General features: G+C 69.5%; 13 protein-coding genes and 1 pseudogene. 7 read left to right on the top strand and 7 right to left on the bottom strand.

The features are described from left to right. Positions 1-223 precede the first annotated feature (223 nt). Both OG504_RS50765 and OG504_RS50760 read left to right on the top strand, forming a co-directional pair. Positions 224-726: pseudogene (locus OG504_RS50765) on the top strand (transposase family protein); the annotation flags it as partial. A gap of 132 nt (positions 727-858) precedes the next feature. Continuing rightward, entirely contained in the window at positions 859-2,115 is a 1,257-nt protein-coding gene (locus tag OG504_RS50760) for an acyltransferase family protein (RefSeq protein ID WP_405995953.1), read from the top strand. A gap of 36 nt (positions 2,116-2,151) precedes the next feature. Here OG504_RS50760 and OG504_RS50755 read toward each other — a convergent pair whose 3' ends face one another. Further along, positions 2,152-3,414, bottom strand: a complete 1,263-nt coding sequence (locus OG504_RS50755) for an MFS transporter (protein ID WP_405995952.1) — start codon at positions 3,412-3,414, stop codon at positions 2,152-2,154. Between the two features lie 151 nt (positions 3,415-3,565). Next, positions 3,566-6,160, bottom strand: a complete 2,595-nt coding sequence (locus OG504_RS50750; protein WP_405995951.1) for an alpha-L-rhamnosidase C-terminal domain-containing protein — start codon at positions 6,158-6,160, stop codon at positions 3,566-3,568. Between the two features lie 439 nt (positions 6,161-6,599). Between OG504_RS50750 and OG504_RS50745 the strand changes: the two genes are divergently transcribed. The 3 genes from OG504_RS50745 to OG504_RS50735 all read left to right on the top strand — a co-directional run bounded on the left by OG504_RS50745 (position 6,600) and on the right by OG504_RS50735 (position 9,538). Further along, positions 6,600-6,953: a hypothetical protein gene (locus tag OG504_RS50745; RefSeq protein ID WP_405995950.1), complete on the top strand. Its 354-nt coding sequence runs from the start codon at positions 6,600-6,602 to the stop codon at positions 6,951-6,953. Between the two features lie 122 nt (positions 6,954-7,075). Then, positions 7,076-8,836 (top strand): sensor histidine kinase, encoded by a 1,761-nt coding sequence (locus OG504_RS50740; RefSeq protein ID WP_405995949.1) that lies wholly within the window; start codon positions 7,076-7,078, stop codon positions 8,834-8,836. Positions 8,837-8,881: 45 nt separating this feature from the next. After that, on the top strand, positions 8,882-9,538 hold the full coding sequence (locus tag OG504_RS50735; protein WP_405995948.1) for a response regulator: 657 nt from the start codon (positions 8,882-8,884) through the stop codon (positions 9,536-9,538). An 11-nt stretch (positions 9,539-9,549) separates the two neighbouring features. Here OG504_RS50735 and OG504_RS50730 read toward each other — a convergent pair whose 3' ends face one another. The 4 genes from OG504_RS50730 to OG504_RS50715 form a co-directional block, all read right to left on the bottom strand. Beyond that, positions 9,550-9,945 (bottom strand): ester cyclase, encoded by a 396-nt coding sequence (locus OG504_RS50730; RefSeq protein ID WP_405995947.1) that lies wholly within the window; start codon positions 9,943-9,945, stop codon positions 9,550-9,552. A gap of 81 nt (positions 9,946-10,026) precedes the next feature. After that, complete coding sequence (locus tag OG504_RS50725) at positions 10,027-10,539, bottom strand: dihydrofolate reductase family protein (RefSeq protein ID WP_405995946.1); 513 nt, start codon at positions 10,537-10,539, stop codon at positions 10,027-10,029. Between the two features lie 6 nt (positions 10,540-10,545). Next, complete coding sequence (locus OG504_RS50720; protein ID WP_405995945.1) at positions 10,546-10,692, bottom strand: hypothetical protein; 147 nt, start codon at positions 10,690-10,692, stop codon at positions 10,546-10,548. Next, on the bottom strand, positions 10,692-10,901 hold the full coding sequence (locus OG504_RS50715) for a hypothetical protein (RefSeq protein WP_405996653.1): 210 nt from the start codon (positions 10,899-10,901) through the stop codon (positions 10,692-10,694). The genes OG504_RS50720 and OG504_RS50715 overlap by 1 nt, the downstream gene beginning before the upstream one ends. Between OG504_RS50715 and OG504_RS50710 the strand changes: the two genes are divergently transcribed. Continuing rightward, positions 10,881-12,173: a CocE/NonD family hydrolase gene (locus tag OG504_RS50710; protein ID WP_405996624.1), complete on the top strand. Its 1,293-nt coding sequence runs from the start codon at positions 10,881-10,883 to the stop codon at positions 12,171-12,173. The two genes, OG504_RS50715 and OG504_RS50710, sit on opposite strands and share 21 nt — an antisense overlap. 153 nt (positions 12,174-12,326) lie before the next feature. Beyond that, positions 12,327-12,818 (top strand): GNAT family N-acetyltransferase, encoded by a 492-nt coding sequence (locus OG504_RS50705; protein WP_405995944.1) that lies wholly within the window; start codon positions 12,327-12,329, stop codon positions 12,816-12,818. A 10-nt stretch (positions 12,819-12,828) separates the two neighbouring features. Here OG504_RS50705 and gap read toward each other — a convergent pair whose 3' ends face one another. Beyond that, entirely contained in the window at positions 12,829-13,827 is a 999-nt protein-coding gene (gap, locus tag OG504_RS50700; protein ID WP_405995943.1) for a type I glyceraldehyde-3-phosphate dehydrogenase, read from the bottom strand. Between the last annotated feature and the right edge of the window lie 7 nt (positions 13,828-13,834).

The raw sequence follows: 13,834 nt of genomic DNA, 5'->3' as shown, positions 1-13,834 counted from the left end.
GTGTTCTCGTACGCACAAGCCGCGAACGCGACCTCCGTGCGAAGGCGTTCGGGGTTGTCGTCGGCCGTGACCAAGAGCTGACCGGCGAGCTCGCGGCCCACACCGAACAGTGAGCGTTTTCAGCGTGGCCACTGATCAGGCGCCGACGTCGGCGTCCGCAACGGACAAGGCTCCTACGCCGTTGAGGGGTTCGAAGTCTCAACCCACAGGCACAGGAGCCGCGTTGGTTCCGTATTCGGCCGCACTCGACCTGCCCCATGCCCTGGTCGAGGGGGCCACGATGTTCATCGCCAACCGCGAGGGGAACCGCCGCTGCAAGCTTCCGCCGCACCGACGTGCTCTCGTCGGCCTGGTGTGCCTGCGTCGGCACGACACCCTTGCCCAACTCTCGGCCCGCTTCGGCATTTCCGTCGGCACCACCCACCCCTGCACGGCAGCCGCCGTCGACCTGTTCGCCGACCGCGCGCCCGTCCTGCTGCGCGCCCTGCGCGAGGCCGCCCCGGACTACGTCCTCCTCGACGGCGCCCCGGCGGAATGCGACCGGGTCGGTGACAGCCGGGCCGTGACCTCACACCCACCCGACAGTCCGTCAACCGTGCGCTGTCCGCAGCCCGGGCACCGGTCGAGCGCGGCATCGCACGACTGACGTCATGGCGGATCTTCCGCAAAGCCCGGTGCAGCCCGAACCGAATGACGTCCAGCGCGGCCGCCGTCCTCACCCTGGAACCGCACTACCGAAAAAGGTCACAGCTTCACCACCGGACTCCGTCGTCCGAAAGACAACGCCGACGCAACGCCAACCTGTGCGCAACATGAGAATTTGTGTGATCCGCGCAGGCGTGGGCAGACGCCGCCGTTATGAGCACCCTCCATCGGAGCACGGTAGACAAGGCCACGGAGCAGAGCCCTGATGTGCGGGCGGCGGCGCCGCCGCTCGTGCCCGCGTCCGCGGAACGGGGCAGAGGTGGCGGGCGGGGATTTTCGTCGGCGCCGCATGGTGGTGGGCGGGTCGCGGGGCTGGACGGACTGCGGACGGTCGCGGTGCTGCTGGTGATCGTCTACCACGTGGAGCCGGACCTGGTGCCGGGCGGTTCGGTGGGCGTGGACGTGTTCTTCACGATCAGCGGTTTCGTCATCACGCGGCTGCTGGTCGGCGAGTACGCCCGTACCGGCGGCATCGGACTGTGGTCGTTCTACCGGCGTCGGTGGGTGCGCCTGATGCCGGCCCTGCTGCTGATGTGCGCGGTAACCGCCCTGCTGTCCGTGACCTTCGCTCTGCCGCTCTTCCGCGGGGCATGGGTGGCCGCCGCCCTGGCCGCGGGGTCGGTGGTCAATCTCGTACGGGCCGGGAACGACGGGGCGTACTCCGATCTCACCGCGCCCCTCAGCCACACCTGGTCGCTCGGGGTGGAGGAGCAGTTCTATCTCGCCTGGCCGCTCCTGCTCCTCGTACTGCTGCGGCACGCGACGGCACGCGCGGTGCTGGCCTGCGTCGCGGTGCTGTGCGTGCTGCCGGTGCTCTGGCGGACGGTGCTCTGGGACCCGACAGCGGCACACCGTATCTACAACGGCCCCGACACCCGCGCCGACCAACTCCTCATCGGTGCCCTGCTCGCCCTCGTCCTGGCCCGGCTGCGCGCCGACGATCCCCGCCTCGCGTCGCTGCGCCGCTGGGCCGGCCGGCTCTGCTGGCCCGCGATCGCGGTGCTGGGGCTGATCGCCTGGCAGATCCCGATCACCGAGGTGAGCGGGTGGAATCCCGTCTGGTACACGGTCGGTTTCCTGGCCGCCGCCCTGCTGACGGCCTGTGTCGTGGCCGCGCTGGCACTGTGCCCCCGCTCGTGGCCCACCCGCCTGCTGTCGCTGTCCACGCCGGTCTGGATCGGCCGCAACCTCAGTTACGGGATGTACCTGTGGCACTACCCCGTCATCCGGCTGCTGCACGACCTCGGTGTGCGCGGTGACGCCCTGCTCCAGACCGGCCTCGCGGCCACGTTCGCCGCGGCCCTCGCCTCGTACGCCCTCGTCGAACGGCCTCTGCTACGACGCGACCGGCCCCGTGCGCGCCGGCTGGAGCCGGTTGTCGCCGCGGAACCACGGTCATCGGTCCTGTGACCGACGACCGGCCGCCCTCTGTACGCGCCGCCGGCGTTACACCGGATCCGCCGCCGCAGGGCTCGGCGCCTGCGTGTCCGTGCCGCCGAACCTGATCCCCTTGGCCTCCTTGCCGACCGCGCTCAGCACAATCACCAGGACCAGGGCGGGAGTTACGGTCCACGCCATCGCCGTCGGATAGCCGTGGTGCTCGGCGATGGCCTCCTGGATCGGCAGGTTGAGGGCCGCGATCAGGTTGCCGAGTTGATACGTCACGCCGGGATAGAAGCCCCGGATCGTGTCCGGGCTCATCTCGGTCAGGTGCGCGGGGATGACGCCCCAGGCTCCCTGCACGCACAGTTGCATCAGGAACGAGGAGAGCATCAGCCAGCCCACGGCGGAGGACAGCACGAAGAAGGGCACCACGACCAGGCCCGCGGCCGCCGCGATCATGATCGTGCGCCGGCGCCCCAGCCGCTCGGAGTACGCCCCGAGGACCATGCCGCCGATGATTGCGCCGATGTTGTAGACGACGGCGATGGCGATCGCGGTGTCCGGGGACAGGCCCAGGCCCTTCTTGACGAAGGTCGGGTAGATGTCCTGGGTGCCGTGCGACATCCAGTTGAAAGCGGTCATCAGCGCGACCAGATACACGAACCGCCGTAGGACAGCAGGGTTCTTGAACACCTGGTAGGCGGGCGTGCGGTTGAGCTTGACGCTCTTCTCCCACACCTCGCTCTCCTCCACCCGGGCACGCACCCACAGCGAGACCAGGGCGGGCACCAGGCTGAAGGCGAACAACCCCCGCCAGCCGAAGGCGGGTTCGATGACGAAGAACGCCACCGCGGCGAGCAGATAGCCGAGCGAGTAGCCGCTCTGCAGCAGGCCCGACCAGAAACCGCGTCGCTCGGCCGGGATCTTCTCCATGGCCAGCGCCGCGCCCAGGCCCCACTCGCCGCCCATGCCGATTCCGTACAGCAGGCGCAGCACCAGCAGCACGGCGTAGTTCGGCGCGAAGGCGCACGCGAAGCCGATGACCGAGTAGAAGGCCACGTCGACCATGAGCGGGGTACGTCGGCCCTTGCGGTCCGCCCACAGGCCGAAGAGGAGGGCGCCGACCGGTCGCATCACCAGCGTGGCCGTGGTGAGGAAGGCCATGTCGGTGAGGGAGACATGGAAGTCGTCGGCGATCTCGCTGTAGACGAGTACGACGAGGAAGTAGTCGAAGGCGTCCATCGCCCAGCCCAAGTAGGCGGCGACGAAGGCGTTGCGCTGATCCTTGGTGAGTCCCGCTGCCTGCTCCCGGACGGTCTTCAGCATGCCGGCCCTCCCTTGGTCCGCAGGTCAGGGTAGGTGCGCTCGGTGGGGTGGGCAACGCAAGGACCGGCAAAACACCCGCCACAATTAGCCAAAGGGAACGCCGTGACGCGCCCACGCAAAGCGAACGCGTCACGGCGTCACACGGGCAAGGTCAGTTGCCGCGCCGCTCGCTCGCGAAACTGTGGTCGCCCGGGCCCAGGTTCGACACGGTGACCGTTCCGTCGACCACGCTCACGTCACGGCTCGACGCCCGCCGCCCGTCCCACAGCGTCCGCCGGCCGGCGCTCACGCGCAGACCGCGCGCGTCACCGGGGAGGACGACCGAGCCCCGGGTGTGCCGAGGCACATGGACAGTGAGCCGGAAGACACGACTGCTGTTCTCCCACTCGACGCCCAAGGGACCGTGCGGCGTGGGGAGTTGACCCGTCGCCCAGTCGACACCGGCGGGCTGCGGGCGTACCTCCCAGGTGGCGTACCCGGGTGAGGTCGGGCGGGCACCCAGCAGGTTGTTGGTCAGCGCCGGCAGGACACCGGTCGACCAGCCGTGGGCCATGCTCGTGTAGGCGTCCTCGTACAGCGAACCGCCCGGGCCGATGCCCTCCCAGTGGGTGATACCAGGGTCGTTCTTGTCCATCCAGCCGTACGTACGGCGGATCTGGTCGAGCGCGGACCCGGCCTGGCCGCTGAGGAAGCGGGCCTCGATCTCCGGGTACGAGGTGAAGGCGTAGACCCGCTGCGACGCCTGGTCGAAGAGGGTGTCGTTGTCCATGAAGGCGTTCCCGTACGGCCGTTGCGTCGTCGCGTCGAGATGCGCGAGGGCCGAGGTGGCGCGGGCCGCGTCGGCGATACCGGTGACGACGGCCAGGGAGTTGCCGTCCTGCGCGTGCCGTACCGCGCCCGTCCCCGAGTCGAGGTAGGCACCCGCATCCGCGTCCCACAGAAGGGAGTTGACGGCCTGCGCGACCTTGTCGGCCCGTGTGCTCCAGCGGGCGGCGTCGGCCTTCTGGCCCAGCAGAAGGGCCAACTGGGCCGCGTTCTGGAGGGCTTGGACGTAGAGCGCGTTGTAGTAGGTGACGCGGCCCGTGCGGCCCAGGAAGGCGTAGTCGCCGTATCCGCCGGTGCCGTTGAGGCCCTTGCTCAGCAGGCCGGCGTCGTCCGTGACGCTCGGGTACCAGGTGTCCAGCACCTTCAGCAGGTTGGGGTAGTAGCGCGTCGCGTACTCGCGGTCGCCGGTGTACAGGACGTAGTCCCAGCTGCAAGTGACCCAGTACAGCGGGTAGTCGAAGAGCGGGAGGGTGTAGTTGCCGATGGAGGCGGGCGGTATCCAGCCGTCGGCGCGCTGGTGGTCGGCGAGGTCCGCGAGGACGTTGCGGGCCGCGGCGGCCGCGTCGTCGTGGGTGAGGTAGAGGGTGCGCGCGGAGACGGCGAGGTCGCCGACGTACGGGTCGCGGTCACGCTTGGCGCCGTCCTGGAGGACCAACTTCCCTTCCAGCGTGGCGCTCCACGCGTTGCGGGGGTCGACGTCGTCCTGGCGGAAGGTGTCGGTGACGAGTTCGTTGGTGTACGCGGCGCCGTACCAGTAACGATTCAACTCGTCGTCGGAGCACAGGAACCAGCCGCGGTAGGTGCTCGGGGTGCCCACGTACGCGGTGAACTGGAGTGCCACGGAGTCGATTTCGACCGTGCCCCAGGGCTGGGCTGCGGGGCTGTCCGTGGCGAGTGCGTCGAGGCTGATCTTGAGGTAGCGGAATCCGTGCAGGCCGTCCGCGAAGACCTTGTCGCCGGCCTGGAAGCCTTTGCGGTCGGTCCAGTTGGCGCCCTTGGCGGGTACGGCGAACTGGTCGGTGCCCCCTCCGGCGCCGCCCGCCTGATCGGCGCGGGTGAAGTCCGAGCGGTCGGTGAGGAATTGGCGGGTCTCGGAGAACGCCACCCGCACGCCTGGGGAGTTGGTGGAGGCGGAGGTGAACTTGATCTGCGGGTATCCGACCACGACCTTGCCGAAGTCCACGGTGATGGTCGGTATCGGGATCGGCTCGACCGGCGCGGGCCAGACCTCGTTGATCCGGGTGAAGTTGCCGTGCGAGGTGTCCTGGGCGTGGGTCACCGTGATGCGCACGCGGTCGGTGCTGACCTTCTCCGTGAACGGAACGGCCTTCTGTACCGCGTCGTTGCCGGTGACCGTGGCGGCCGTGTGCCAGTCGCCGTCGCTCCACACGTCGACGGTGTAGTCGGTCGGCACGCCGTCGCTGTTGGAGATCACCGTGATGCCCTGCAAGGACGTGACCTGCGGCGCGGTGATGGTCAGGACGTCGGGGAACACGCCCAGCGTGTCGTCGTTCCAGAACGTGTCCGGGTTGCCGTCGATCGCGTTGGTGGCGTCGTAGGTGCGCGGCTGGCCGTCGTTGCCGTTGTTGCCCGCGTGGGCCGAGGAGGCCTCGGCGGTGGTGCCGGCGGGCCAGGCCGGCGCCGCCGCGGGCTGCGGGCGCCGCAGGACGGATCTGGCTCCGCCGGGCTTGAGCAGCGCGTCGGGGTTCTTCACGTCTCCGGTCGACGTGGTGATCCGTACCGGGCGGACCGTGCGCGAGGACGGTCCCTGGACGTAGCGGTGCCAACCGCCGGACCGGCGCGGCGAGTTGCCGGTGACGGAAGCGGAGGCGCCCACCACGGGGAGTGCCTCAGCCGAGGGAAGTCCGGTGGAGAGGGACACCGCGGTGAGCCCGACGGTGCCGGCTGCTGCGAGAGCCACGCGACGGGAAATGCCTTTGCCCGGTGTGCTGTTCGACGCCATGCTGTCCCCTTGAGCGCAATGGATTGAATCGTTTCACTCGGCAGCTGCGTGGTGACGCTATCTCGAACACCGGATTCCCGTACAGCGTTGGGACAGAAGTAGTTCCCGATGCGTTCCGTCCGGAATGAGGTGTCGCACAACGGGCGGACGACCGGACAGGACCCTGATCGGACGCTGACAGGATCTTCATACGTGGACGGCACGTTGACGGCATGTCCTCCTCCAGCCTTTCCCTCCGCCGCCGCGTCACCGCTCCCCTGCTGACCGTGGTCGCCTCGGGTGCGACCCTCGTGCTGCTCGCGGCCTGCGGTGGTGGCGGCACTCATGACGAAGGTGTCGCCTCCATCGCCACCCCTCCGCACATGCGGCGACCACGGCCGACCCGGACGCCGGGCACGTGCGGATCCGTCTCGACGACAGCCAGGAAGACGTCAACAGGCTCTGGGACGCCTGGACTCACTGCCTTGAGGCCCATGGCGTGCCGTCCGGCACGAAGGCTCCGGCCAACAGCCCCGCGCTCAAGGCCTGCGACTCGAAATACCCGCTGCAGCCGCTGGAAATGGACCCGTCCAAGAACCCGCGCTACAGCGACGGCGTCCGCGCCATGGTGCGGTGCATGAACAGCCATGGCATCAAGAGCGTTGTCTCCGACGGGAATTGGGCCATGGTCAGCGGGGACAGCATGAATCTGCCCGACTTCGACAAGTACCGGGTCCAGTGCCAGGTCAAGTCCTTCAAGAACGGCGGCTGACGAACGGGGAAACAGTGCGGGGGAGGCGAACCCGCGTGAGGTGCGGGCCGTACGACTTTGGTCGTTCGTGGATGCGACGAACGGATGCTGTGCGCGCGGGCATCCGTGCATACCGTGGGCGCGTGAACGCGAAGACGATGGCCCTCGGTGTCCGGAGCCGGCTGGGCGCGGCAGGTATGTGGTCCCGGCGGCAGATCGTCGGCGAGACGGTGCTGGCCGTCGTCCTGGCCCTGTCCATGGCCATGACCCAGACGAGCGAGGGCGCTCTGCGGATGGTCGCCGTCGGGGTCGTCGCGGCGGTGATCTCTCTGCTGCGGCGGGCATTCCCCGGCGGCGCGCTGCTCGCCACCGGCGCGGTCTCCGGTGTGCTCGGTGGTTTCGGGTTCGTGCTGATCGTGGTGAGCTGGTCGGCGGGCGCGCGGATCGAGGCACCGCGTCGGGCACTCGCGTTCTTCACGGCCGCCTACGTCCTCTACGTCGGGCTGTCCGTCCCCCGTACCTCGCAGCCCCTGTCCGCCCTACAGGCGCTGGTGTTCATCACGCTCGCGTTCCTGGCGATGGGGGTCGTGCCCGGCCTGGCCAGTCGCAACCGTGCCCAACGTCGCACGCTGCTGCGCGCGTTGCACGAGCACAATGCCCAACTCCTGCGCGAGCGCGAGATGATCGCGTCCCACTCCCGCCTGCGCGAACGCCAGCGCATAGCGCAGGACATGCACGACAGCCTAGGACACCAACTGGCCCTGATCGCCGTGCACACGGGCGCGTTGGAGGTCGACCGCGAGCTGACGGGCGGACAGCGCGAGGTGGTCGGTGTGCTGCGGGAGGCGTCCGTGTCCGCGATGCACGAACTGCGCGAGGCGGTCGGCATCCTGCGTGACGGGACCCCCGATCAACTGCGGGACAACGAGGGTGAGTTGGAGACCCAGGCCCGGGGCGTGGCGGGGATCGACGGCCTGGTGGAGGCATCACGGGGCGCGGGGACGGTCGTAGCGCTACGGCGTACGGGCCGGCCGCGTCCGCTGGCTCCCGCGGCCGACCACGCGGCGTTCCGGATCGTGCAGGAGGCGCTGACCAACGCCCTGAAGCACGCGCAGGGCGCCGCGATCGCCGTCGAACTCCGTTACGAGCCGGACTCGTTGGTCGTCGAGATCGCCAACGGGCCGGTGCCCGCCCTGACTTCGGCCGTACGGCGGCCCGTGGTGAGCGGCGGGCAGGGGCTGACGGGACTGCAGGAACGGGCCCGGCTGGTCGGCGGCATGGTGCACGCGGGGCCAGCGACGGACGGCGGGTTCCGTATCGCGGGCGTGCTGCCCTACGGTCCCGGGTCGCCGCGCGCGGCGGAGAGCGGCCGGTGGCCGGCGGACCCGGGGTCGGACGGAGCGACCTTCGTCGACGCGGCGAACGACTTCCGGGGGCAGAGCGAGGGGGCGGCGCCCGGCGACGGTGGTGCGGACATCGACTGGTCCGGTGCGCCGGACAGGCAGAAGGAGTTCGACATCGCCATGGGACGCAAGAAGAAGGGCTTCATGATCGGATGCGGCAGCGCTGTGCTGGCCTTCGTGGTTCTCGGTGTGCTCGCCGTCGTACTGATCGTCAACCTGGTGGGCAAGGAGGGCGACAAGATCATGCTCGATCCGAAGGTCTACGAGTCGGTCAAGGTCGGGGATTCCGAGACGGCCGTACGGGACAAGCTGCCGCACGGAAAGGCGTACCTGGGCCCGGCCCTGAACGACCAGGCGCCCGCCAAGCCGCGGGGGGCGACCTGCTCGTCGTATCTCTCCAAGAAGAACTGGCCGACAGAAGGAGGGCACATGCCCGCCTTCCGCTTCTGCTTCAAGGACGGCAAACTGATCGAGAAGCGAGCCTTCGCGACCAAGTCGTAGTCTTGGGCCGCCCGTCGCCCCCGTCGCACGTCCAGCAGGAGAATCGTGATCAGAGTCCTCGTCGCGGATGACGAACCCCTCATCCGGGCGGGCATCAGGATGATCCTCACCTCCGCCGACGACATCGATGTCGTGGCGGAGGCGGCCAACGGCCGTGAGGCGGTCGATCTGGTCCGCGCCCACGCCGTCGACGTGGCCCTGCTCGACATCCAGATGCCCGTGCTGGACGGGCTCTCCGCGCTGGCGGAGGTGCGGCGGGTGGCACCGGCCGTACGTCCGTTGATCCTGACGACCTTCGGCGAGCGGGAGAACGTCCTGCGGGCGCTGAGTCAGGGCGGCGCCGGCTTCCTGCTCAAGGACTCGGCGCCCGCCGAACTCATCCAGGCGGTACGGGCGGCCGCGGCCGGGGACGCGTATCTGTCACCGGCCGCCACACGTCACGTGGTCGACCAGCTCGCCTCGGGCCAGGCGGCCGCGCGGGGCGAGGAGGCGCGCCGGCGCCTGGAGTCGCTCAGCATCCGGGAGCTGGAGGTGCTCGCCCTGCTCGGCGAGGGTCTGTCGAACGCCGACGCTGGCGAGCGGATCCATGTGAGCGAGGCGACGGTGAAGACGTACGTCAGCCGGATCCTGACAAAGCTGCGGTGCGAGAACCGGGTCCAGGCGGCCCTGTTGGCGCGGGACGCGGGGCTGGGACCGAGCTGACCGGCGGATCGTCAGCCGCCGGGCCTGGCACCCAACTGCTCCATGAGGGAGAAGAGGTTGGCCACGCCCCAGTGCTCGGTGATCCTCCCGTCGACCACGCGCATCGCGTCGACGGTCTCGAACCGGATCGCCTTGCCGGTGGGGGCGATGCCGAGGAACTCCCCCTCGTGCGTGCCGTGGTAGGTCTTGTACGTGGTGACGAGGTTCCCGTCGGCCGCCTGCCAGTGGATCACCGCGTGGAAGTCGGGGAACGCGCCCCGCAGCACCTTGTACAGCTCCAGGGCACCCGCCTTGTCGGCGGTACGGCCGGGCTGCGGGGTGTGGTCGACGAAGTCGTCGGCGAACAACTCGTCGTACAGCGCGTAGTCACCGCTTCCCTGGACCTCCTCGGTGTTGCGCCGGACCAACTGCTTTGGCGGCCTCGCTCACGTCGGTCGCAGTCATGGGTCTCTCCTTGTCGTGCGGGGAGTTGAGGGGGGGGTGAGGTGCTACCGCTTGCCGACGGTGTACGCCAGGTGGGTCACCCGGGACGACGAGTCCGTGCCGGTCTGGCTCAGCGCGAGGCGGTCGGGGTCCACGCGGTCGAACAGCCGGATGCCGGTGCCGAACAGCACGGGCGCGAGCGCGATGGAGAACTCGTCGATCAGGCCGCTGTCCAGGTACTGCTGGATCGTCTCGGCGCCGCCGGCGATGCGCACGTCCCGGTCGCCCGCGGCCTCGCGGGCCCGGTCGAGGGCGCTCCCGATGCCGTCGTCGACGAAGTGGAAGGTGGTGCCGCCCGGCCGCTCCCACGGGTCACGCCGGGTATGGGTGACGACGAACACCGGGGTGTGGAACGGCGCTTCCTCCGGCCAGGCCAGCTCGCCGCCGTCGAACATGCGCCTGCCCATGACGCTCGCGCCGGTGCACTCGAAGGTCTCCCGCGCGATGTCGTTGTCGCGGCCCTCCTCGCCTCCCTCGCCCACCTTCACGTTCTCCCGGAAGAACCGCAGCGGGAACACCCACGCCTACAGCTCCGACCACTTCGCCATCCAGCGCCGGACCCTCGGATCGTTCTGGCCCTCGGGCGAGAAGACGTCCTCGACGGACACGGCGTCCGGCGCCATGAAGCCGTCCAGGGACATCGTCACGCTGAAGAACACCTTTCCGGCCATCAGCCCTCAGCTCCCGTCAAGTCGGTCTCGTTCCGGGTGAGTTCGGCGACGTAGGCCGCGAGGTTGCTCAGCGTCTGCTCGCCGCCCTCGATCGCGTGGTACTTCTCCGCGGCCTCGTCGCGGAGTTCCTTGGTGGGGAACAGCGTGCGCATCACGATCCGGGTCCCGTCGCCGGTCGGCTCGACACGCTGCGGTGGCTCGTCGGGCAACCCTGGTGCGGCAAGGCGGTCGTGCTCTACGGCGGCAGCTATCTGGGGTTCGCCCAATGGTCGGTGGCAGGCCAACTGCCGCCGCAGGTCAAGGCGTTGATCCCCTCGGTCTCCGAATCCGCCTTCACGCTGGAGTTCTTCCGCAAGGAGTCGTACTGCCTGGAGGCGACCTTCGGCTGGGGCCTCCAGGTCGCGGGCCAGGAACGCCGGGGAGCGATGCTCCGCCAAGCACTACGGCTGCGGAAGGAGCGGCGCGCCTGGCACACGTTGCCTCTCAACGAGGCCGACACCGCCGTTATCGGGCGCCGCTCCGACTACTTCCAGAACACCCTCGACCACGACGCCGACTCCCCGTTCTGGTCCGTGCTCGAACACAGCTCCCGGGTCGCCGATCTCACCGTGCCGGTCAGCACGGTCGGCGGCTGGTACGACATCTTCCTGCCCGGCCAACTCCGCGACTTCCAGGCGCTGCAGGGCTCAGGACGTGAGGCCCGGCTGGCCGTCGGACCGTGGGCGCACATCTCCATGGGCGTCGGCGTGACGGCGACCGCCGAGGCCCTCGACTTCGGTCTGGCCCACGCCCGCGGCGAGAAGCCGTCCGGCCGCGCTCCGGTGCGCCTGTTCGTGATGGGCGAGGAGACCTGGCGCGACTTCCCGTCCTGGCCCCCGCCGGGATACGCCCCGCAGCGCCTCCACCTCCACCCCGCCGGCGCCCTGGCCACCGACCCGCCGGACGAGTCCGCTCCGGACACCTACCGTTACGACCCGGCCGACCCCACCCCTGCCGTCGGCGGCGTCCGCATGGCCGTCGGCGTCAAGTCGGGCCGCGTGGACAACACCGGTCTGGAGACCCGCCCGGACGTCCTCACCTACTCGACTCCCGCCCTGGACAAGGACGTCGAGGTCGTCGGAGAGGTGAGCGCCGAGATCTGGTTCCGCTCCAGCCTGCCGTCCGCCGACGTGTTCGTCCGCCTCTGTGACGTGGACGAGAAGGGCCGCTCCACGAACGTCTGCGACGGTCTGATCAGCCTCACCGACGCCGAGGGGACGACATGCGCGAAGGTCCGGCTCTGGCCGACGGCCTACCGTTTCCAGCGCGGCCACCGCATCCGCGTCCAGATCTCCAGCGGCGCCTTCCCCCGCTACAACCGCAACCTCGGCACCGGCGAACCCCGGGCGACCGCCACCGCGCTCCGCGCCGCCGACCAACAGGTACTCCACACCCCGGCCCACCCCTCCGCGGTGATCCTGCCGATGGGACGACCGAACTGACCTGACCTGGCGGGCCGTTGGCGTATTGGGTGACATCCCGTAGAACCATTCCGGGCATCCCTTACGACCTCAGGCCGATGTGGCTCATGGGACCGGCGGGCTTCAATGGCCACCTCGTCAGAAAGTGACCAACTCCCCGAACAGGTCTGGAACATGCCCGAACTACAGCCACTCCGCGCCGACCACGCCCCGGCGGTCCTGGCCTTCGAGGTGGCCAACCGCGCTTACTTCGCCACCTCGATCTCCGACCGCGGCGACGCCTACTTCGACGAGTTCACGGCCCGCTTCGACGCCCTGCTGGCCGAGCAGAAGGCCGGCGTCTGCGCCTTCTACGTGCTCGTCGCCGAGGACGGCTCGATCCTCGGCAGGTTCAACCTGTTCGACCTCACCGAGGAACACACGGCGGTACTCGGCTACCGCGTCGCGCAGCACGTCACCGGCCGGGGCGTGGCGACCGCGACCGTCGAGGAACTGTGCCGACTGGCAGCCTCCGAGCACGCCCTGCGCACGATCAGAGCGGCCACCTCCCACGGGAACATCGCGTCCCAGAAGGTACTGACCAAGGCCGGCTTCACGCCGGCCGGCCCCGCTCACCCGTCCGACCTCGGCGGCAAGCAGGGCACTTGGTACCGGCGCGACCTGTAGACGACTGTGGTCAGCCCGCGGCGAGGAGTTCGAGCGTGTCGATCACGCGGTTCGAGAAGCCCCACTCGTTGTCGTACCAGGCGACGACCTTCACATGGCGGCCGTCGACACGGGTGAGCGCGGAGTCGAAGATCGACGAGGCCGGGTTGCCGGTGATGTCGGAGGAGACGAGCGCGTCGTCGGAGTACTCGAGGATGCCGGCAAGGGGGCCCTCGGCCGCGGTGCGGTAGGCGGCGAGCACGTCCTCGCGGGTCACGTCGCGGGAGACGGTGGTGTTGAGTTCGACGATCGAGCCCACGGGTACGGGCACGCGGATCGAGTCGCCCGACAACTTGCCGTCCAGGTTGGGCAGTACGTGGCCGATCGCCTTGGCGGCGCCCGTCGTGGTCGGCACGATGTTGACCGCGGCGGCACGGGCACGGCGGGCATCACGGTGCGGCCCGTCCTGGAGGTTCTGCTCCTGCGTGTAGGCGTGCACCGTGGTCATGAAGCCGTGCTCGATACCGGCGAGTCCGTCGAGCACCGCGGCGAGGGGTGCCAGCGCGTTGGTCGTGCAGGAGGCGTTCGACACGATCGTGTGCGTGGCCGGGTCGTAGGCGTCGTTGTTGACCCCGAACGCGAGGGTGACGTCGGCGCCGTCCGAGGGCGCGCTGACGAGTACCTTCCGCGCGCCCGCGTCGAGGTGGACGCGGGCGGCCTTGGCAGAAGTGAAACGGCCGGTGGCCTCCAGCACGAGGTCGACTTCGAGCTCGGCCCAGGGCAGGTCCGCCGGTTCGCGCTCGGCGAGCACCTTGATGCGCCGGCCGTCGACGACAAGGGTGTCCCCGTCGACGGTCACGGGGCGACCGAGCCGGCCGGACGTCGTGTCGAAGGCGAGCAGCCGCGCCAAAGTTGCGGGCTCCGTAAGGTCGTTGACGGCGACGACCTCGAGGTCGGTGTCGCGTTCGAGCAGGGCACGCAGCACATTGCGTCCGATGCGGCCGAATCCATTGATGGCAATGCGAGTCATGAGGTAA

This window comes from Streptomyces sp. NBC_00986 (assembly GCF_045162565.1).
Lineage (GTDB): Bacteria > Actinomycetota > Actinomycetes > Streptomycetales > Streptomycetaceae > Streptomyces.
The sequence above is the reverse complement of the archived record's forward strand: the minus strand, read 5'-3'. Positions and strand labels throughout refer to the sequence as shown.

Coding starts and splice junctions, on each gene's coding strand:
- OG504_RS50760 (WP_405995953.1), top strand. CDS start 859: ATGAGCACCCTCCATCGGAGCACGGTAGACAAGGCCACGGAGCAGAGC.
- OG504_RS50755 (WP_405995952.1), bottom strand. CDS start 3,414: ATGCTGAAGACCGTCCGGGAGCAGGCAGCGGGACTCACCAAGGATCAG.
- OG504_RS50720 (WP_405995945.1), bottom strand. CDS start 10,692: ATGGCCGGAAAGGTGTTCTTCAGCGTGACGATGTCCCTGGACGGCTTC.
- OG504_RS50705 (WP_405995944.1), top strand. CDS start 12,327: ATGCCCGAACTACAGCCACTCCGCGCCGACCACGCCCCGGCGGTCCTG.
- gap (WP_405995943.1), bottom strand. CDS start 13,827: ATGACTCGCATTGCCATCAATGGATTCGGCCGCATCGGACGCAATGTG.